This window comes from Kitasatospora sp. NPDC088548 (assembly GCF_044753005.1).
GTDB lineage: Bacteria > Actinomycetota > Actinomycetes > Streptomycetales > Streptomycetaceae > Kitasatospora.
Map to the genome: position 1 here is coordinate 84727 of NZ_JBIVMI010000031.1, position 19453 is coordinate 104179.

At 73.8% G+C, this 19453-nt stretch carries 16 protein-coding genes and 1 pseudogene; 11 read left to right on the forward strand and 6 right to left on the reverse strand.

Annotation, left to right across the window (positions count from 1 at the left end; translation table 11 throughout):
- Window positions 1–557 precede the first annotated feature (557 nt).
- Window positions 558–1238 carry a hypothetical protein gene (locus tag ACIP82_RS31445; protein WP_363603864.1) on the reverse strand — a complete coding sequence of 227 codons (681 nt, stop codon included), beginning with the start codon at window positions 1236–1238 and terminating at the stop codon, window positions 558–560.
- Window positions 1239–1786: 548 nt separating this feature from the next.
- Between ACIP82_RS31445 and ACIP82_RS31450 the strand changes: the two genes are divergently transcribed.
- On the forward strand, window positions 1787–2377 hold the full coding sequence (locus ACIP82_RS31450) for a hypothetical protein (protein WP_363603866.1): 591 nt from the start codon (window positions 1787–1789) through the stop codon (window positions 2375–2377).
- A 731-nt stretch (window positions 2378–3108) separates the two neighbouring features.
- Here the strand turns inward: ACIP82_RS31450 and ACIP82_RS31455 are convergent.
- Complete coding sequence (locus ACIP82_RS31455; RefSeq protein WP_363603867.1) at window positions 3109–3753, reverse strand: response regulator transcription factor; 645 nt, start codon at window positions 3751–3753, stop codon at window positions 3109–3111.
- Window positions 3750–5015, reverse strand: coding sequence for a sensor histidine kinase (locus ACIP82_RS31460; protein ID WP_400658369.1), 1266 nt, complete (start codon window positions 5013–5015; stop codon window positions 3750–3752). The genes ACIP82_RS31455 and ACIP82_RS31460 overlap by 4 nt, the downstream gene beginning before the upstream one ends.
- 344 nt (window positions 5016–5359) lie before the next feature.
- Here ACIP82_RS31460 and ACIP82_RS31465 point away from each other — a divergent pair, with 344 nt between their 5' ends.
- The 8 genes and pseudogenes from ACIP82_RS31465 to ACIP82_RS31500 all read left to right on the forward strand — a co-directional run bounded on the left by ACIP82_RS31465 (window position 5360) and on the right by ACIP82_RS31500 (window position 12635).
- On the forward strand, window positions 5360–5920 hold the full coding sequence (locus ACIP82_RS31465; protein ID WP_400658371.1) for a heme-binding protein: 561 nt from the start codon (window positions 5360–5362) through the stop codon (window positions 5918–5920).
- A 132-nt stretch (window positions 5921–6052) separates the two neighbouring features.
- The gene (locus tag ACIP82_RS31470) at window positions 6053–6478 is read left to right on the forward strand and encodes a PPOX class F420-dependent oxidoreductase (RefSeq protein ID WP_400658373.1); all 426 of its coding nucleotides are present in this window, start codon (window positions 6053–6055) and stop codon (window positions 6476–6478) included.
- Between the two features lie 43 nt (window positions 6479–6521).
- Window positions 6522–6935: a hypothetical protein gene (locus tag ACIP82_RS31475; RefSeq protein ID WP_363603873.1), complete on the forward strand. Its 414-nt coding sequence runs from the start codon at window positions 6522–6524 to the stop codon at window positions 6933–6935.
- Window positions 6936–7067: 132 nt separating this feature from the next.
- Complete coding sequence (locus ACIP82_RS31480; RefSeq protein WP_400658375.1) at window positions 7068–7997, forward strand: NAD(P)-dependent oxidoreductase; 930 nt, start codon at window positions 7068–7070, stop codon at window positions 7995–7997.
- Between the two features lie 89 nt (window positions 7998–8086).
- On the forward strand, window positions 8087–8647 hold the full coding sequence (locus tag ACIP82_RS31485; RefSeq protein WP_400658377.1) for a GNAT family N-acetyltransferase: 561 nt from the start codon (window positions 8087–8089) through the stop codon (window positions 8645–8647).
- A 370-nt stretch (window positions 8648–9017) separates the two neighbouring features.
- Entirely contained in the window at window positions 9018–10202 is a 1185-nt protein-coding gene (locus ACIP82_RS31490; protein WP_400658379.1) for an LPXTG cell wall anchor domain-containing protein, read from the forward strand.
- Window positions 10203–10493: 291 nt separating this feature from the next.
- Window positions 10494–11717 (forward strand): hypothetical protein, encoded by a 1224-nt coding sequence (locus ACIP82_RS31495; RefSeq protein WP_400658381.1) that lies wholly within the window; start codon window positions 10494–10496, stop codon window positions 11715–11717.
- Between the two features lie 145 nt (window positions 11718–11862).
- Window positions 11863–12635 (forward strand): annotated as a pseudogene (locus ACIP82_RS31500) (MerR family transcriptional regulator).
- A gap of 23 nt (window positions 12636–12658) precedes the next feature.
- Here ACIP82_RS31500 and ACIP82_RS31505 read toward each other — a convergent pair.
- Window positions 12659–13738 (reverse strand): helix-turn-helix domain-containing protein, encoded by a 1080-nt coding sequence (locus ACIP82_RS31505; protein WP_400658383.1) that lies wholly within the window; start codon window positions 13736–13738, stop codon window positions 12659–12661.
- 234 nt (window positions 13739–13972) lie between these two features.
- Between ACIP82_RS31505 and ACIP82_RS31510 the strand changes: the two genes are divergently transcribed.
- Both ACIP82_RS31510 and ACIP82_RS31515 read left to right on the forward strand, forming a co-directional pair.
- Window positions 13973–14650 (forward strand): RNA polymerase sigma factor, encoded by a 678-nt coding sequence (locus tag ACIP82_RS31510; RefSeq protein ID WP_400658385.1) that lies wholly within the window; start codon window positions 13973–13975, stop codon window positions 14648–14650.
- A complete protein-coding gene (locus ACIP82_RS31515) occupies window positions 14647–16059 on the forward strand; it encodes a hypothetical protein (protein WP_400658387.1) in 1413 nt (470 codons plus the stop codon). Before ACIP82_RS31510 ends, ACIP82_RS31515 begins: the two co-directional genes overlap by 4 nt.
- Window positions 16060–16120: 61 nt before the next feature.
- Here the strand turns inward: ACIP82_RS31515 and ACIP82_RS31520 are convergent, their stop codons facing one another.
- Both ACIP82_RS31520 and ACIP82_RS31525 read right to left on the reverse strand, forming a co-directional pair.
- Complete coding sequence (locus ACIP82_RS31520; RefSeq protein WP_400658389.1) at window positions 16121–17623, reverse strand: aminopeptidase P family protein; 1503 nt, start codon at window positions 17621–17623, stop codon at window positions 16121–16123.
- A gap of 185 nt (window positions 17624–17808) precedes the next feature.
- Entirely contained in the window at window positions 17809–19254 is a 1446-nt protein-coding gene (locus ACIP82_RS31525) for a PP2C family protein-serine/threonine phosphatase (protein WP_400658391.1), read from the reverse strand.
- Between the last annotated feature and the right edge of the window lie 199 nt (window positions 19255–19453).

Consider the following 19453-nt stretch of genomic DNA (forward strand, 5'->3'; position numbering starts at 1 on the left):
AGGCTTGCGAGTGCGCCGCCAAGTCGGGGGCCCGGCGTGACGCATGCCTTGGAGCTGTGCCAGATCCGTGCCAGAAGGGGTGGTAAACGGCGGTCGGCAGGGGTCTGCGCCGGGCGTTTGAAGGGTTGAGTGTGTGAGCAACAGTGCAGGTCAGGGGCATTTTTTGAGTCGAAGGACCAAAGATTCCCAAGCTTATAGCGCGAGTTCGATTCTCGTCGCCCGCTCCATACCGAAAGCCCCAGGTCAACGACCTAGGGCTTTCATGTTGTCTGGACCAATCAGGGCTGCCGTGCCACCTGCGTGAGCCGACCGTTTCGGCGAGCGGATGCGTGTAAGTGCGCCCACTGTCGTGGGAGTGAGGTCTGCTTCGGCCCATGACTTCGCGTGATGGTCCCTGTGAAATCGAATGGCATTTCTTTCGGGAAAGGTTCCCGGCCCGCAGCGCGGCAGGATGGCGGAGGGTGATCGGGGCGGCACCCCGGGAGCTTCCCTTGACCGGATGCGGTTGCGGTTGTCCCGCCTTCTTGTCGGAGACGGAGCCGAACGCTGCCAGGCCTCTACCGCTCACCGGCGGGGGTCACCATGGCCGCCGGAAAGACCACGCGGCCGAACGGCGACACGGCGAGGCCTGAGGCGCTGTCCGAGTGGTTGATGGCGGCCAGCTCGTCCCATGCAGCTCGGGTGCGTTCGTGGAGAGTCGGCAGGCGGTCGGCGTGTATCGCGCCGAGGGAGCGGCTTGCTGCCAGTTCTCTGTGTCTCCACTGGCCGTCCCGTTGCCGCCGCCGGCTGTTGAGAGGTGGACGCATCAGAAGCTGTGTCTGGTGTTCGAGTACCAGACCGCAGACCCTGGGACCGAGCTCTTCCGCCTGTTCCTGTTCTCTGGGTGGCAGTTGGCCGAGCAGGTTCGGCCACTGCACGACGATCACACGTTCCCAGATCTCGGGAGGGACGGTGTTCGCAAGATGGTGGCTCTCACCCACGGGGAGATCGCGCAGGCGGCGGTCGCCCTGCTCGGTCTGGCCCACGTAGGTTGGCCCCGTTCCCGCCAGGTACACGCCGTAGAGGACAGGTCCGGTTATGGCCGGCTGTCCTGACGTTTCGGTGACGAGCAACTCGCCGATGCGATGGGCGAACCTGTAGCGCTGGTCCTGCCACTCCTCGAGCTCCGGCGCGCCGCGAGTCAGGATCTTGAGCGCCCCGTGCCAGCTTGCGTATGCATCCCCGAGCTCCGTAGCCATGGGCCCATTCTTTCGTACCCCTTGGGACGGCATCGGCGGCGCTGCTCGGTGCCGCGCTCGGTGTGGCCAGAGGGGTGGGAGAGGGAGAGTACGGAGGCGGTCGGGGCGGCGAGGAGGTTGATCTCGGTGATGCGGTCGTTGGCGATGGCGAGGGCCATGACGGAGAAGACCTGGCCGTTGGGGGCGGTGACGAGGCGGGCCGAGCATCCGGTAGGCCGCGGACCGCGGATGGGGGCGGTGCTGCTCGAACGGCCGGGCCAGGGAGTCGTGTTCGTTCATCGGGGCGCGTCGCCTTCCGTTGTGGGGCTCCGCCTGCCGTGCGGTGGTGTCGGGGGTGGCGATAGGTCAGTGCGGGTCGGCGGCGGTGGGTCGGACGTCCCCTGAGCGGATCGGGCGGCGGGAATGTGACGGCACAGGGGGTGAATGTGGCGCAGGTCGCCCGGGGCGGGCGGGCCGGAGGGGCGTGGAACTGCGGTGCCCGGCGCGTCGTCCAAGAGGTGACGGAATCCCTGCCCGGGTCGAACGCCGGGAGGACTACGGAGGGCTCTGTGCAGCCAGGTGGTGCCGAACTGAACGTCTGGCTCTCGGGTGGCCGCCCCGACCGGGTTCCGGCGGTGCCCGGCGCCCGCTCCGCGCCCGGCGTGACCGCCGACCAGGCGGCCGCCGCCGAGCGGTGCGAGGCGCTGCTGCGGGACACGCTGGACGGCGTCCGGCCGGAGCCGGCCTGGCGGCACGGGGTGGCCCGGGCGGGTGCGCGGCTGCCGATGCCCGGGGCCGGCCCGGACGACGCGGACGTCCACTGGTACGTCACCCGCAGCCGGGACATCGTCACGATCGTCTCGGCGGCCCGGCGGGGCGCGCTGGTCGGCATGGTGGAGCGGCACTGGCGGCGCTGCGGCTGGACCGTCACCTCGGTGAACGTCGGCCGGGAGCTGCCCGGGGTCGCCGCGGTCACCCCGGACGGCTACCAACTCGCGTTGGTCTTCGGCGATCTGGGCCAGGCCGGGCTGACGGCCGGTTCGCCGGGGGTGGCCCGTTCGGAGTGGGTGCCGTACCCGCACGGCGTGCCCGTGGCCCCGGGCGGGGCGCCATTGCCCGACGTGTGCTGCCCGTTCTGGAGTGCCATGGGAGCGGGATAGCGCGGGCGGGCGGGAGACGGCGCGGGGCGGGGGAGGTGGGGGGGGGGGGGCCCCCCCCCCCCCCCCCCCCCCCCCCCCCCCCCCCCCCGGGGGGCCCCCCCCCCCCCCCCCCCCCCCCCCCCCCCCCCCCCCCCCCCCCCCCCGTAGGTTGGGGGGGGGGGGGGGGGGCCCCCCCCCCCCCGGCGGGGGGGGGGGGGGGGGGGGGGGGGGGTTGGGGGGGGTTGGGGGGGGGGGGGGGGGGGGGGGGGGGGGGGGGGGGGGGGGGCGGCGGGCCCCCCCCCGCCCCCCCCCCCCACCGCCTCGTCGCACGGCCTTGGCGCACCGCTCCCCCCGACTCCCAAGGTCTCGCCGCCCCCCCTGGCAGCACCCTCCGGCGAGGGCGGTCCGCACAGACCCCGGCGATCCCCTCCCCCGGGGTGTCGTTGATCTCCACGCTAACAAACCGCGTGGTTGGTTTGTCAATACGGGGATCCACGAAATATCCACATCCCTGGAGTGGGTTCGCGGGCGGGGTGTGAGTGGGTGGCCGGCCGTCATCGATCGGCCCGGCCCGGGGCCGGTGCATCAACACCCTTTCCTCGCACCCAAGTTGAATCGAAGAGCGGGGTGCGGTCAGGGGGTGCGGCCGCCCGGCCGGTGGCACCCGTCCGGCCGGGCGGCGCCAGGAGCGCGCCGCCTCGGAACCCGGCATTCCACGGACCGCCCGATACCGAGCGGAAGCGCGCGGACGCTCAGCGCAGCAGTCTGCGCTCCTTGGCGACGGCCACCGCACCGGCCCGGGTGTCCACGCCCAACTTGTCGTAGATCCGGCCCAGATGCGTCTTCACCGTCGCCTCGCTGATGAACAGCGCGCGGGCGATCTCCCGGTTGCCCAGCCCCTGGGCCAGCCGGGCGAGGATCTCCTGCTCGCGCTCGGTGAGCCGGCGTACGGGCGTCCGCATCTGGGCCATCACCCGGGAGGCGACCGGGGGCGAGAGCACCGTACGGCCCCGCGCGGCCGCATGGACCGCGGCGAACAGTTCCTCCGGCCGTTCGGCCTTCAGCAGGTAGCCGGTGGCGCCCGCGTCGATCGCCCGGGTGATGTCGGCATCGGTGTCGTACGTGGTGAGCACCAGGACGTGCGGCGCGCCCGGCGTGGCGGTGATCCGGCGGGTGGCCTCCACCCCGTCGATGCCCTCGCCGAGTTGCAGGTCCATTAGCACGACCTGCGGTGCCAGCCGGGCGGCCAGCAGGACCGCCTCCTCCCCGTCGCTCGCCTCGCCGACCACCTCGATGTCGCCGGCGCTGGCCAGCAGCGCCAGCAGACCGGCCCGGACCACGGCGTGGTCGTCGCAGACCAGCAGACGGACAGGGGGCGCCGCGGGTGCGGTGTTCATCGGGACTCCAGGGGGATCGCGGCCGAGACGACGGTGCCCTCGCCGGGGGTGCTCTCGACGGTCAGGCCGCCACCGAACCGACGGAGCCGGGCCCGCATCGCGGGCAGGCCGTGGCCGCGCCCGGCCTTCGTACCTCGGGCAGGGGTGGTGCCGTCGAGCGCGCCCCCGGCGCCGGTGCCGTCGGCACGGGCGGCGCCGACGTCGAAGCCCCGTCCGTTGTCGGCGATGTCCAGAACGGCCTGGTCGCCCAGGAAGGACAGGGTCAGCGCGGCGGCCGACGCCCCGGCGTGCTCCCGCACATTGGCCAGCGCGCCCTGGGCGATCCGCAGCAGCGCGGCCTGGGTGGCGGCGGGCAGCGGTACCGGGGTGCCGTCCAGGTGGAAGCGGACCGGCAGCCCGCTCTCGGCGGACTCCCGCTCGGCGAGCGACCGCAGCGCCTGGTCGAGCGGGCGGCCGTCGGCGAGTTCGGCGGGTGCGAGGTCATGGACGAAGCGGCGGGCCTCGGCCAGGTTGCGGGCCGCCACCTCGGCGGCGGTGCGGACGTGGGTGCGTGTCGTCGCCGGGTCGGTGTCCCAGATGCGGTCGGCGGCCTGGAGCAGCATCCGCTGGCTGGAGAGCCCCTGGGCGAGGGTGTCGTGGATCTCCATCGCCAGCCGCTCGCGCTCGGCGAGGGTGCCCTCCCGCCGTTCGGTGGCGGCGAGTTCGCGCCGGGTGCGGACCAGGTCGGCGATCAGCGCGCGTTGCCGGGCGGCCTGCCGCTCCATGTGCAGGAAGACGGCGGTGGCCAGCGCCGCGACGGCGGGCGGCAGCAGGATCAGGTTGGCGTCCACCCCGCCCAGCCGGACCTCGCCGACCACCACCAGCAGGGTGAGCACCGCGACCAGCGGGATCGCCGCGGCTGCGGGCAGGGTGCGCAGGGCCGTGTAGACCAGCGGGACGGCGCACCAGGCGAAGCTCGGCGCGAGCAGGACGAGCACCACCCAGAGCACGACCACCAGGGCGAGCGACCAGAGCCCGCGCCGTCGCCCCGGTTCCGCGGGCGGGCGGTGGTGTGCGAGCCAGGAGCCGACCGGCTGGGCGACGGCCAGCGTGAGGCTCAGGCCGATCACCCAGGGGATGCGGGCGCTGCCGGGGTGGTGGGCGAGGTAGCGGCTGAGCGAGGTGGCGAGCAGCAGCAGGAAGGCGGAGTCGAGCAGCACGGCCAGCCGGCCCGCGTCCGGATCCCCGGTGTCCTGGCCGGCGACGGGGCGGGGCTGCTCCACGGGTTCGCTCCTCACTGGCACCGTTCGGGCGGGCTGCTACGACTCACCCGGCCCACCTGGCCCGGGCGGCCCGGGCGGCTCGGACGGCTCGGGCCGGGTGGCCCGCCGCCCGGGCGACCTGGGTGCCGACCTGCGGCGATCCCTCGATGGTGACCCGTCCGGCCCGGTCGCGCATCGGCCGATCGGTTGACGGCCCTGTCCTCCATCATGCGCGCGGACACGCACCGGACCGTCGATGTGCCGGGCCGGCCGGCCGTCGGAGGATCGGCACCGGAGCCGCCGGGTCCGACCCGGTCCCGGCCGTGGCTCCGACCGATCCGACCGATCCGACGAGGAGCTGGACCATGAAGAAGACCTCCGCGCGTACCCGGGTGCTGACCGGCACCGTCGCCGCCGCCGCGCTGGCCGCCGCCACCGCCGGTGCGGTCTCGGCCAGCGCCCAGCCGTCCGAGACCCCGGCCGCCGCCTCCGCGGTGAAGGCCGACACCCAGAACCGGAACCTCGCCCAGACCACCGGTCTGACCATCGAGGCCGCCACCAGGGCCGCCCAGGCCACCCTGGACGCGGCCGCCAGGGCCGGCCAGCACGTCTCGGTCGCGGTCGTCGACCGGGACGGCGTCACCCGGGTGCTGCTCAAGGGCGACGGCGCTGGTCCGCAGTCGCCGGAGTCCGCCGAGCGCAAGGCCTTCACGGCGGTCTCGTGGAACGCGCCGACCTCCGAGCTGGCCAAGCGGCTCGCGCAGGCCCCGAATCTCAAGGACGTCCCGGGCACGCTGTTCCTGGCGGGCGGGGCGCCGGTGCAGTCCAAGGGCGCGCCGGTCGCGGCGATCGGCGTCGCGGGCGCGCCCAGCGGCGACCTGGACGAGCAGTTCGCGCAGGCGGGCGTCGCCGCGCTCGCCAGGTAGGCCGCCCGGTGCCGGGGCCAGGACGGGCCCCCGACCGTCCAGGCCGCTCGGCGGCGCCCCGTGCGCGGTGCGGGCCGTACTTCGCGCGCCGTATCCCGTGCGCCGCGGCACCGGCCGGGTCAGGATGAGGCCATGGCACACATGACCGAGGCCGAGTGGCGAGCGTTCCTCGCCGAAGGCACCCGTACCGCCAAGATCGCCACCACCCGCGCCGACGGCCGACCGCATGTCGCACCGGTCTGGTTCCTGCTGGACGGCGACGAGATCCTCTTCAACACCGGCGCCGACACCGTCAAGGGCCGCACCCTGGCCCGCGACGGCCGGGTGATGCTCTGCGTGGACGACGAGCGGCCGCCGTTCTCCTACGTCGTGGTCCAGGGCACCGCCACGCTCGGCGACGACCTGGCCGAGGTGCGCCACTGGGCCACCAGGATCGCTGCCCGGTACATGGGCGAGGACCTCGCCGAGCAGTACGGCGCCCGCAACGGCGTACCCGGTGAGCTGCTCGTACGGGTGAAGATCGAGAAGGTCGGCGCAGAACACGGGGTGGCCCGGTGAAAAGCCGGTGCCGCTGTCAGTGGCGCGTGGCAGGCTTCCCGGTATGACGGCGTGGACCCTCAACGACATCGAACGTGCGATCCGCTCCTCCTGGGGTGTGGACACCTGTGCGCCCGAGGACCTGGCCCACTGGCGTCCCGACAATCCCGCCCGCGGCCAGTGCGGGGTGACGGCGCTGGTGGTGCACGACCTCCTCGGCGGTGAGCTGATGATGGGCGAGGTGCACGTCGGCGGGGTCCGGACGGACCTGCACTGGTGGAACCGGTTCGCCACGGGCGTCGAGATCGACCTCACCCGTGAGCAGTTCGGCCCGGACGAACGGGTCGGCCCCGGGCGCCCGGTGGCCCGTCCGCAGCGCCCGGGCCGGCTCCAGGCCCAGTACGAGCTGCTGCGCGGCCGGGTCGTCGCCGAGCTGCAGGCCGGATCGGTCCGGCTCCCGGAGCGCGCGTGCGCCTGAACACGCGCTCCTGAACGCGCCCGCCTGAACGCGCCCGCCTGAACGGTCGTGCCTGAACGGTCGTGCCTGAACGGTCGTGCCTGAGCCCAGATCCCCGACCGGCCAGAAGGCCTGACGTACAGTCGACGCATCGTGGCCGTACGGTCGGCCCGCCAGGCGACAACGGGAGAGTGTGCGATGGCCGGTGCGACGGTCGGGTTCGTGGGTCTTGGTGCGATGGGGCAGGGCATGGCGGCCAGTCTGCTGCGGGCCGGCCACCGGGTCCGGGTCTGGAACCGCTCGCCCGAGCCGGTGGCCGCGCTGGTGGCCCAGGGCGCCGAGGCGGCCGACGGGCTCGCCGGCGCGTTCGCCGCTGACACGGTGGTCTCGATGCTCGCCAACGACGAGGCCGTCGAACGGCTGTTGCTCGACCCGGCGTTGCTGGCCGGCGCCAAGGTCACCGTGCACCTCAACATGGCGACGGTCTCGGTGGCGCTCGCCGAGCGCGCCGAGGCCCTGCACGCCGAGCACGGCATCGCCTACGCCGCCGCGCCCGTTCTCGGCCGGCCCCCGGTGGCGGCCGCGGGCGAACTCAACATCCTCGCCGCCGGGGAGCCGGAGGTGCTGGCCGGGGTCGAGCCGCTGCTCGCCGCGATGGGGCAGCGCACCTGGCACTTCGGCGAGAGCCCGCACCAGGCCAACGCCGCCAAGATCAGCACCAACTTCCTGCTGGCCTGCGCGATCGAGTCGATGGCCGAGGCGTGCAGCCTGGCGGAGGCCAACGGCGTCCGCCCCACCGACCTGATCGAGATGCTCACCGGCACCCTCTTCCCCGGGCCGGTCTATGCCGGCTACGGCTCGATGGTCGCCGAACGCCGCTACGAGCCCGCCGGGTTCAAGCTGCCGCTGGGCCTCAAGGACGTCAACCTCGCCCTCACCGCCGGTGCCGCGGAGAACGTCCCGCTGCCCTTCGGCAGCGTGTTGCGGGACGCCTTCCTCGACGCGCTCGCGCACGGGGACGGCGACAAGGACTGGGCCGCCGTCGCGGCCGTCGCCCGCCGCCGGGCCGGTCTGCCGGCCTGACGGCGGCCGGTCCCCGCGCCGGCCGTCCCGAGGACCGGCGCGGGGAAAACCGCGTGCCCGGCGCGTTCCCGCGTGCCTACGATCGCGCCGTGACGTTCACGAAGGATCCCCTCCCCGGCGAGCCGAGGCTGGTCGGTACCGACCGGCTGGAGCTGCGCGCGGTCTGCGCCGACGACCTTGCGGCGCTGTTCGAGATCAACACCGACCCCCGTACCTGGAGCCATCTGCCCGAGGGCCGGCACCGGGAGGAGGGGACCACCCTGGCCTGGATCGAACGGGCCGCCCGGCGCTGGGAGTCGGACGGGCTGAGCTACTGGACGGCCCGGCTGCGCACCGACGGTACGGTGGTCGGGGTCGGCGGCGCACAGCTCCAGACCGTCACCGGTTACTGGAACCTCTACTACCGGCTCGCCCCCGCCCACTGGGGCCACGGCTACGCCACCGAGATCTCCCGTGCGGCCATCGCCGCCGCGCATCGCCACTCGCCCGGGGCGCCGCTGGTCGCCTGGATCCACGGCCACAACACCGGGTCCCGCCAGGTCGCCGAGCGGCTCGGCCTCCTCGATCACGGTCTGCGCCGCGACCCGACCCTCGGCGCCCTGTTGCACCTGTACGCGGACCGTCCGGTGCCGCCCGCCGGTCGACCGTAGCGGGCGGCGCGGCACGGGCTGACCGGCAGTCGCGGGCTGACCGGCCACACCCGGAACCTTCGTACCAGGGACCTTCGCGCACCGTCGGTTTCAGGCCATCGGAGGGCCGCCCGGCACCGTCCTCCGGACGTGTATCGGTCATGCTGCGGCCAACTGGCCGTCGAGTGCAAAAGCCTTACGAAGTGACGGAGTTGGGCCAATCGGACATGGGTGGCGCGAGTGGTGCGCGCAGCGTGGCACCCACCTTCCGAAGTGGCTGGATCGTTCGGTAGTCTCCGTCGGACTTTCATCTTCGCGGGGGGTCCGCTGTCCGAACAGCCGTGCCCTGCCGCGCTCCCGGGCCGCGCCCGGACACTCTCGTGAGGTCTCCTTGTCCATACGTCGCAGTTTTGCCCTTGCCGGCGCCGCCGCGCTCGCGTCCTCTCTGGTGCTGGCCGGCGCCCAGGGCGCCGTGGCCGTCGGCACCACCGGCTCCCCGTCCGCCGCGGCCGCGCCGCAGGCCGACAAGGCCGGGCGTCAGAGCCTCGACCTCTCCGTGCACGGTGTGCCGGACACCTTCGTCGCGGGCGGTGACGCCCGGGAGTTCACCTTCAGGATCGAGAACTCCACCAAGCACGACTTCGTCTTCATCCCGCTGCTCAAGTTCAAGAACCGCGAGGGCTCCCTCGGCGCGGACGACCTCAAGGTCGAGTACCAGCTGCCCGGCGGCCAGTGGCTGCCCGGCTCGGTCGCGCCCGGCGGCGGGGACTCCGACGACGACGCGGTGCTGACCCTGCTCGGCGGTATCGGCCAGGAGGGGAACGTCGCGGAGGACGCCCTGCTCGGCGTGAACCGCGGCAAGAACATCGCCATCAAGGTCCGGGTCTCCTTCACCAAGGACGCCCCGCTCGGCAAGGCCGGCGTGGTGCCCGTGGTCTTCTCCGCGCAGCTCGACGACACCAGCCACAAGCCGGTCAACGAAGGCCGCTTCAGCTGCGACGGCATCAAGGGCGCGGGCTTCACCATCAAGGGAGGCGGGCCCGGCAAGCCGAGCCCGACCGCCAAGCCCAGCACCGGCAAGCCGAGCCCCACGGGGAAGCCGACCGGCAGCCCGTCGGCCAGCACCTCGCCGAGCGCCACCACGACCGCCTCGCCGTCCGCGACCGCCACCACCTCGCCGTCGGCCAGCACCTCGCCGTCGGCCAGCACCTCGCCGTCGGCCACTGCCGAGCCGACCACCCCGGCCCCGACCACGTCGGCTCCGACCACCACCGCGCCGAGCGCCTCCGCCACCAGCTCGGCGTCCAGCTCGGCCCCGGTCCCGTCGGCGAGCAGCACCGACGGCCAGCAGCCGATCGACTTCCCGGTGACCGTCCCGAACATCACCCCGCCGAAGCTCACCCCGGCCGCCGTCACCAAGGCGAAGGACGGGGCCGACAACGCGGACAAGGACCTGGCCCAGACCGGTGGCGGTGACAACACCACCGCGATCGCGATCGCCGGTGGTGCCGTCCTCGCGGCCGGTGTCGGCACCCTCGTGGTGCTCCGCCGTCGCAGGACCGCCCAGCACGGCTGAGCCCGGGAGCCGTAGCCACCCGCGTGCCCCTCGGAGATCCGGTGTCCGGAGCTCCGGGGGGCACGCGGCTTTTCGGGGCGCACCCGGGGAGGTCCTGAGTGCCCGCAGAGTGCCCGCAGAGCGACCGGGGCGCGCCCCGAGTGCCCGGGGAGCAGCCGGGGAGCGTCCGGGTGAGCCCGGTCCCACCGGTCCGCATGCCGCCGACGGTGACCGGCCATGGCGCCGGGGGTCCGCTGCGGTCACATAGGATGTCCGGCCGGAGGGGGGCGGCACGGCGGGGAAGAGGGACAAGTGCGGGGAGTTCGCACGGCACGTGGCACCACCGACTACGAGGCCGCCACCGGGCGGATCGCAGGTCTGCCGATCCGTAGACACCACGTCCTCCTGGTCGCCTGGACGGTGCTCTGGTTCCTCCTGGTCGAGCCCAGCGGCGGCTTCTCCTGGCACTACCTGCGCCAGGGCGAGGAACTGCTCTTCAGCGGACAGGCCGACGGCGGGCTCTCGCTCTACGCGCACCACCCCGAGCTCCAGATCGGCCCGGTCAGCCTGGCCGTCGCCCGGCTCTTCGACCCCTTCCCCGCGCACACCGGCGAGCTGCTGGCCGAGGCGACCATGTCCGGGCTCGGCCTGGTGATGCTGGTCCTGGTCGGCCGGACCGCCGCCTGCTACTACCGGGGCACCGGCACCAACCATCGCCGGCTCCAGCAGCGGCTGCTGATCGCCGGGCTGGCGTTCATCCCGATGTGGGTCGAGGTCTCGGTCCGCTTCGCACACCTGGACGACGTGCTGGCCCTCTTCTTCACCACTCTCGCCGCGCACGCGCTCAGCCGCGGCCGGGCCACCGTGGTCGGCGTCTACCTGGCGCTGGCGGTGGACTCCAAGCCGTGGGCGCTGGCCTTCGCCCCGCTGATCCTCGCGCTGCCCCGGCCGGCGTGGCTACGGACCGCGCTCTGGTTCGCCGGGCTGGTCGCGATCGCCTGGCTGCCGTTCTACCTGGGCAACCTGGACACGGTGGCGGCCGCCAGGTTCACCATTCCCAACCAGCCGGCCTCCGCGCTGCGCTGGTTCGGGGTGACCGACCCGGCCACCCCGTGGTGGGACCGGCCCGCGCAGTTCGCCCTGGGGCTGGGCCTGGGCACGATCGCGGTCTGGCGCGGCCGCTGGCCGGCCGTCGTCCTGCTGGGGGCCGACGCCCGGATCCTGCTCGATCCCAGCGTCTACACGTACTACACCGCCTCGATCCTGCTCGGCACGCTGCTCTGGGACGCCGTCGGCCAGAAGCGCCTCGTCCCGTGGTGGAGCTGGATCGCGCTGGCCGCGCTGTACGGCGGGACGCTGCTGGTCCCGTCCGACTCGGCGCGCGGGTTCGTCCGGCTCGCGTTCGTGGTGGTCTCGGCCGCGTATGTGCTGCTCTGGCCCACCCGGCAGAGCCGCCGCCCGCGGACGGGGGCCGGCGGCGGCCACGGCCGGTCGGCCCGCCGCCGTGAGCGCGCCCTGGCCGGAGCGGCGTCCTAGGGCGCCGGCCCTCCGCCACGGCCGCCTCCGCCACGGCTGCCTCCGCCGGCAGCCCTCCGCCACGGCCGCCTCCGTCGAATACGGGGTTGACCCTCACGCGACGTGAGGACGGAGGGTTGTGGTCAGCAAGAAGGGAGCGACCCGCATGGACGGCGGTGGCTACTCGGTCGGCGAGGTGGCGAAGATCGCCAAGGTGACCGTACGGACCCTGCACCACTATGACGAGATCGGACTGCTCGCCCCCCGGGGCCGCACCCGGGCCGGCTACCGCCGGTACCACGACACCGACCTCGACCGGTTGCAGCGGATCCTGTTCTACCGCGAACTCGGGTTCCCCTGGAAGAGATCGCGGCCATCCTGGACGACGACTCGGTGAGCCCGAGCGAGCATCTGCGGCGCCAGCACCAGCTGCTGACCGACCGCATCAGCCACCTCCAGGAGCTGGCCGCGGCCGTCGAACACGCCATGGAGGCACAGAAGATGGGTATTCAGCTGACCCCGGAGGAGAAGTTCGAGGTCTTCGGCGAGGCCTACCAGGAGGACTGGGAGACCGAGGCCGAGCAGCGGTGGGGCGGCACCGCCGCCTGGGCACAGTCCCAGCGCCGCACCGGCGGCTACGTCAAGGCCGACTGGCAGCGGATCAAGGCGGAGGCGGACGCGCTCAACGCCCGTCTCGTCGAGGCCTTCACCGCGGGCGAGCCCGCCGACGGCGGCGCCGCCATGGACCTCGCGGAGGTGCACCGGCAGCACATCCGCGACAACTTCTACGACTGCACCTTCGAGATCCACCGCGGCCTCGCCGCGATGTACCTCGCCGACCCCCGCTTCACCGCCACCTACGAGCAGCTCGCCCCGGGCCTCGCCCAGTGGCTGCACGACGCCATGCTCGCCAACGCGGCCCTGCGCACCGGCGAGTAGCCCGCCGGACCGGCCGCCAAGCGCTAAGCCGCCCCGCTGCCGAAGCCGCGGCGGTAGGCGGTCGGGGAGGTGCGCATCACCCGGCCGAAGTGGTGGCGGAAGGTCGCGGCACTCTCGAAGCCGACGGCGGCGGCGATCTCCTCCACGGTGCCGTCCGGGGATTCGAGCAACGGCAGACTGGCCGCGATGCGCTGGGTGATCACCCAGCGCATCGGGCTGGTGCCGTTGCGGGCGGTGAAGTGGCGCAGGTAGGAGCGGTCGGACATCCGGGCGGCCCGGGCCAGCAGCGTGATGGTCAGCGGGGCGGCGAGGTGGTCCAGTGCCCACCGCATGCTGCGGGCGACGCCGTCGTCGTCCGCCTCGACGGGCTGGACGGCGGCCTCGATGAACTGGGCCTGCCCGCCGTCCCGGTGCGGCGGCACCACGAAGCGGCGGGCCACGCTGTTGGCCACCCTGGCGCCGTGGTCGCGGCGGACCAGATGGAGACAGAGGTCGATCCCGGCGGCGCTGCCCGCGCTGGTCAGGACGGAGCCGCCGTCCACGTACAGCACGTCCGGGTTGACCTTCACCAACGGGTGGCGCTGCTGGAGGAGTTCGGCGTAGCGCCAGTGGGTGGTGGCCTCGCGGCCGTCCAGCAGGCCGGCGGCGGCCAGCGCGAAGGCGCCGGAGCAGATCGAGACGATCCGGGCGCCGCGCTCGTGCGCCGTGCGCAGGGCGGTGACCAGGCCGGGGGAGACCTCGCCGCCGAAGGCGTTCGGCACCCCGGGGACCACCACGGTGTCGGCGGCGGCGAGTTCGTCCAGACCGTGCCGGGCGGTCAGCGAGAAGCCGCCGACCGAGGCGAGCGCGCTGCCCGGGCGGTCGGCGCAGACCTTGAGCCCGTACCAGGGCGCGGCCAGCAGTCCGCTCAGCTCGGGCCGGGCCAGCCCGAACACCTCGACCACCACGCCGAGTTCGAACGGCGTCATGCCGTCGAAGGCGTACACCGCGACATCGTGTACCGGTTCCGGCCGCCGCCCGATCACGACGTCCACCGGCCCGGGGGTGCCGACCGGCGGCCCGGCCGAGTCGGCCGACGGCCCCGAGGCGTACTGCTCGGCCACGGAATACCCCCTGCAGGTAGGTGGCGGGATGTGGCCGAGTGTAGCCGTCACGGCCAGGCCGAACTTTCCTCGAACCCACGTGCAACCCCGAGCCGGGCCGCACGTCCATTGGTATGGGGGCGGACGGAGCCGGTTCGGCGGCGATGACACGGTCCCCGCTGATCACAACCTTGATCACGTGTCCTGACGGCCCGGTCCGCACCGGGCGCCGTCCCGGGGGAAAGCAGAACGTAGATGTCCATGGCTATCGGGCCGATCGTCGGACCCGAGAAGGGGCGGGGATTCTCCCTCACCGGAGTGGTCGGGCTGCTGTTCGGTGCGCAGGAGGCCGACGAGGTGACCGCCGCCCCGAGCGTCCAGCCGGAGGCGGCACAGCGCCGTTCGGGCTTCCGGCTGCTGCGCGGCGGGCGCCGGCCGGCCGAGGACCGGCCCACCCTGACCGACCTCTACCACGCTCACCGGCTGAGCCTGGTCCGGATGGCGGTCCTCCTGGTCGACCACCAGGACCTGGCCGAGGACGTCGTGCAGGAGGCCTTCACCCAGCTCTACCAGCGGCACGGCGAGCAGCTGGACGACCTGGACAACGCGCTCGGCTACCTGCGGACCTCGGTGGTCAACGGCGCCCGGTCGATGCTGCGCCGGCGCAAGACGGCCCGCGAGTACGTGCCGCCGCACGAGGCCGACGCGCCGTCCGCCGAGGACCACGCCGTCCTCAACGACGAGCACCGGCGGGTGCTGGTGGCCCTGCAGGAGCTGACGTCCCGCCAGCGCGAGGTGCTGGTACTGCGCTACTGGTCCGATCTGTCGGAGGCACAGATCGCCGAGACCCTGGGGCTGTCCCGGGGTGCCGTGAAGTCCACCGCAAGCCGGGCCCTGGACGCCTTGGAAAAGCACCTGGAGAAGGTTCGATGACCGACAAACTTCCCCGCCCGCGCGGCGGCGACGGCACCGGGCCGGACGAGACCCCGACGGAACGGCTGCTCCGCGAGGCGATGAACGCCCGTACGGCCCGGATCACCGCGCACGACCTGCGCCCGGCCGCCCCGCCGAACCGCCGGACGCGCCGGCTGCGGCCGGTGTACGTCACCGCCGTGCCGCTGTTCGGACTGGCCGCCGCCCTGGCGTTCGGCGTGCTCGGTTTCCGGGGCGACACCGTGGCCCGGCAGGACGAGGTGCCGCCGCCGGCCGCCACCCTGACGGCCAGCCCGAGCCCCAGCCCGAGTGCCGAGCCGACCACCGAGCCGAGCCCGACGGCCACCCCGGTCGAGACCCCCTCGGCCACGGAGACGATCACCGACGACGTCAGGACCGAGGCCCCGCTCGGTGCCCCTGCTCCGTCCGGCACCGCGAGTACTGCCCCGCCGGCACCGTCCAACTACACGTTCCACGGCGTGAAGTTCAAGGTCCCGGCGGGCTGGCGGGTCGTGCCGCCGGACCCCGGCGACCGACGGCTCTGCGTGCTGAGCCCCGGGGCGCCGAAGTCGGCGACGGCCAGGGACTGCGCCCCGTACGGGGCGGAGCTGGCGGTGTTCGACGAGGAACCGGATATCTGGCCGGCCATGTCGTTCCTCGACTCGCCGGGCGGCTGGACCTCCCAGCCCTACTGCCCGGTCTGGGGCAATCCGCACGTGCCCACCGAGGGCGAACCGATGACCAGCGGGAACCCGGTGCAGACCAGGGACATCGTGGCCGGGCGAGCCGCCCGCAAGTCGCAGTGGCAGGTCACCTGCAATGCCAAGGAGTCCTTCACGGCCCAGATGTGGGCCCTGCCGGACGACCAGGTGTTCCTTTCGGCCATCGGGCTCAAGCCGGAGTACCAGACCGCCCTGGTGTCGATCCTCGACACCCTGGACGTCGGCGGCCACCCGGTACCGGCGCTGCGGCCGAACCAGAATGACGTGAGCATCGGCTTCGAGGGACTCGGCGTGGGTCAGCAGGTGCCGAACGACGGCAGCGCGGTGACGTTCTCGGTCACCTACCGGAACACCAGCCGGACCGGCTATTCCGCGCTGGTGCCCGTCGTGGCGGCCGAGTCGTACGCCGGGGCCTCGCCGGTTGTCTCCGGCACTCTGGAACGGCAGGACGGCGATACCTGGACGGCCATGGACCTCCGCTCCACCGACAAGCCGGCAAGGGACGGGAACGGTGCGTTCACGCTCGCTCCCGGGCAGAGCAGGACGGTGAAGTACCGGCTGAAGCTGACCGGACAGGACGGGGCCGGGGTGATGCCGGTGACGGCGAGGGTGGCGGTGGTGCCGTTGGAGGGGCCGGCCATCGTCGTCGGCAGTCGCACCGTCCCGGTCCGGGTGGTCGCCAAGTAGGACGTACGCGGGCCCGGCTCCCCCTGCCTGAGGGGGAGCCGGGCCCGTTGCGTACGTCGGCTCAGGCGAGCGAGGCCATCCAGGCCTCGACCTCGTCGGCGCGGCGGGGCAGGCCCGCGGAGAGGTTCTCGTTGCCGTCGGCGGTGACCAGGATGTCGTCCTCGATGCGGACGCCGATGCCGCGGTACTCCTCGGGCACGGTCAGGTCGTCCTGCTGGAAGTACAGACCGGGCTCGACGGTGAGCACCATGCCGGGCACCAGCAGCGCGTCCACGTGCTCCTCACGGCGGGAGTGGGCGCAGTCGTGGACGTCCAGGCCGAGCATGTGGCCGGTGCCGTGCAGGGTCCAGCGGCGCTGGAGGCCCAGCTCCAGGACCTTCTCCACGTCGTACGCCGAGGCGTCCAGCAGGCCCCAGGCGAGCAGGCGCTCGGCGAGGACGCGCTGCGAGGCGGTGTGGAAGTCGCGGAAGCCCGCGCCGGGCTTCACCGCGGCGATGCCGGCCTCCTGGGCGTCGTAGACCGCCTGGTAGATCTTGCGCTGGAGGTCGTTGAACCGGCCGTTGATCGGCAGGGTGCGGGTGACATCGGCGGTGTAGAGGGTGTTGGTCTCCACGCCGGCGTCCAGCAGCAGCAGCTCGCCGGGGCGGACGGCGCCGTCGTTGCGCACCCAGTGCAGGGTGGTCGCGTGCGGGCCGGCGGCGCAGATCGAGCCGTAGCCGACGTCGTTGCCCTCGACCCGGGCGCGGCGCCAGAAGGTGCCCTCGATCCAGCGCTCGGAGGTGGCGACGGCCTGGCCTAGCTCGCGCACCACGTCGGTGAAGCCGTTGACGGTGGCGGTGCAGGCGGCGCGCAGCTCGCCGATCTCCCACTCGTCCTTGACCAGCCGCAGGCCGCTCAGGAACTCCTTGAACGCCGCGTCCCGCTCCGGGTCGAGCACACCGGCCAGGGCCTCCTCCAGACCGGCGTCGTAGTCGCGCACGATCCGGGTCGGCACGGGGGAGGCGGCGGCGCGGGCGGCCAGCTCCGCGCCGGCCTCGCGGACGTCGCGGACCGGAAGCCCGAGCAGCTGCTCCTGCTCGGTGAGGCTGTGCCGGCGGCCGACCCACAGCTCGCCGTAGCCGTCCAGCCAGAACTCGCCGTTCTCGCGGTTGGAGCGGGGCAGCAGGTAGAGGCCGAACTCGTGGCCGGCGTCGCCGGTGGGCTCGGCGACCAGCACCGCGTCCTCGGTCTGGTCGCCGGTGAGGTGCACGTACTCGCTGGAGGCGCGGAAGGCGTAGTCGGTGTCGTTGGAGCGGACCCGCAGGGTGCCGGCCGGGACCACCAGGCGCTCGCCGGGGTAGGCGGCGGACAGCCGGGCGCGGCGCTCGGCCGCGTACGGGGCCTGCGCGACCGGGGTGAGGCCGTGCAGCTCGGTGTCGGCCCAGCCGGACTTCATCGAGGCGGCGAGTTCGTCGGAGACCTCGGAGTAGAGGCCGTTCTTGCGGCCCTTGAACTGCTGCGGTTCCTCGTCGCCGCCGGTGGCCTCAGGGTTCTCGGCCACCGCCGGGGTGCGGTCCTCGGTCACGTACGTCGCCTCCTTGCGGGGTGGTGTGCCGCCCCGGGAGCGTCGGATCGCGACACGCGGGGGCGGCCGTGCGTCCATGGTACGGACGCCCGGCCGCTCACCTGTTCGGGGTCGGGGTGGCGGGGGCGCGGGTTCACCGGGCGCGCGCGGGCGTACCCCGCGCGCCCGGGCTCACTCGCTCGGGCTTACTCGAAGCGCGCGGCGAGCAGCATCAGGTCGTCGGTGGCCGGCCCGGTGTCCCGGCCCGCGCAGACGGCCAGCAGGTGGGCGCAGAGCCGGTCCGGGTCGATCCGCACGTCGCGCGGGGCGTCGGCGGCGGCCCGGCGCAGGTTGGCCTGTCCGGCGTGCAGGGTGGGGCCGCAGCGGCGGGCCAGGCCGTCGGTGTAGAGCACCAGGGTGTCGCCGGGCTCGGCGGTCAGCTCGACCCCGGGCGCCTCCCAGCAGGCCAGCATGCCGAGCGGGGCGGAGAGCGAGGTCTCCACGAACTCGGCGCCGTGCCGGCCGACCAGCACCGGCGGGCAGTGCCCGGCGCCGGCCAGGGTGATCCGGCGCTCCTCCGGCTCCACCCAGGCGTAGACGGCGGTGGCGGTCCGGGCCGGCTCGGTGGTCTTGAGCAGCAGCTCCAGGTCGCCGAGGACGGAGACCGGGTCCTCGCCCTCCAGCACGGCGTACGCCCGCAGCGCGGCCCGGATCCGGCCCATCGCGGCGGCCGCGCCCGGGGCGGAGCCGGGGCCGGCGCCCAGGCCGTCGCCGGAGACGCTGCCGACGGTGAGGCCGACGGTTCCGTCCGGCAGCGGGATGGCGTCGTACCAGTCGCTGCCGGCCGAGCGGTCCAGCCCGGCCGGGACGAGCCGGGCGGCCAGCCGCAGTCCGGCGGGCCGGGGGAGGTGGTCCGGCAGCAGACCCCGGCGCAGCGCCTCGGTGGTGCGTCGGGCCCGGTCCGCGTCCAGTTGCTTGGCCAGCAGCGGCGCGGCGACCTCGCAGTACCGGCGGGCCAGCTCGCACTGGCGCTCGGTCGGGCCGGCGGGCTCGTCGTAGAACCAGAGGGCGGAGGCCAGCGGGCCGTCCTCCTCGGTGGCCAGCGGCAGGCCGTAACAACCGCCGAGGCCGAGGTGGACGGCGACCTCGCGCAGCCGGGTGCCGATGGCGGGGTCGCCGGCGAGGTCGTGGGACCGCACCCGGGCGGGCCGGTCGTGCTCGCGCAGCAGCCGCCCGAGCAGGCTCTGCTCGGGCGGCACGGTCTCCAGCGCGCCGAGGCTGGCGCGGTCCAGGCCGAGGCCGACCGGCTGGCTGGGCCCGCCGCCGGGCATGGCGGTGACCAGCAGCGCGCGCCGGGCGCCGAGCAGCGCGCCGACGGACTCCAGGACGGCGGTCAGGGTGGCGTCGAGGCCCCGGGCACGGGCGAGCCGCGCGGTGTGCTCGTGCAGGCTGGTGAAATCGGACAGCCGTCCGGCCAAACGGTCCTGCACCGCCGTCGGGGGTGCGGTTCGGCTCTCGGGTGTGGGGCACTGCTGCTCGGCGGGGCCGAGCACCGGGCGGTGGCGGCCCGGCGGGTCGAGCACCGAGAGCCCGCTGACGCAGCCGGGCTCGCCCGGCTCGGAGGGAGTCGACGATGGGTGGGACTCGTTCATGCCGCCACTCCTGACGCGGTGGTACGTGTCATGCGGAACCCCCAGGTACGGCCGATTGGAGCGAGGACGGCCAAAGGGCGCGTTTCGCCTCGATTCGCTACTACTCGTCATTGATCGACAGCAATGCCACCACTTCTACACAGGCCATTCGGGGCATGTCCAGATCCAGGACGACGCGGTGGCCGGTTCCACATGCTTC

What these genes read in the sequence shown, in the direction of transcription:
- ACIP82_RS31475 (WP_363603873.1), top strand. Translation starts at nt 6,522, where the DNA reads ATGACGGCGTGGACCCTCAACGACATCGAACGTGCGATCCGCTCCTCC.
- ACIP82_RS31455 (WP_363603867.1), bottom strand. Translation starts at nt 3,753, where the DNA reads ATGAACACCGCACCCGCGGCGCCCCCTGTCCGTCTGCTGGTCTGCGAC.
- ACIP82_RS31470 (WP_400658373.1), top strand. Translation starts at nt 6,053, where the DNA reads ATGGCACACATGACCGAGGCCGAGTGGCGAGCGTTCCTCGCCGAAGGC.
- ACIP82_RS31525 (WP_400658391.1), bottom strand. Translation starts at nt 19,254, where the DNA reads ATGAACGAGTCCCACCCATCGTCGACTCCCTCCGAGCCGGGCGAGCCC.
- ACIP82_RS31445 (WP_363603864.1), bottom strand. Translation starts at nt 1,238, where the DNA reads ATGGCTACGGAGCTCGGGGATGCATACGCAAGCTGGCACGGGGCGCTC.
- ACIP82_RS31465 (WP_400658371.1), top strand. Translation starts at nt 5,360, where the DNA reads ATGAAGAAGACCTCCGCGCGTACCCGGGTGCTGACCGGCACCGTCGCC.
- ACIP82_RS31510 (WP_400658385.1), top strand. Translation starts at nt 13,973, where the DNA reads ATGTCCATGGCTATCGGGCCGATCGTCGGACCCGAGAAGGGGCGGGGA.
- ACIP82_RS31515 (WP_400658387.1), top strand. Translation starts at nt 14,647, where the DNA reads ATGACCGACAAACTTCCCCGCCCGCGCGGCGGCGACGGCACCGGGCCG.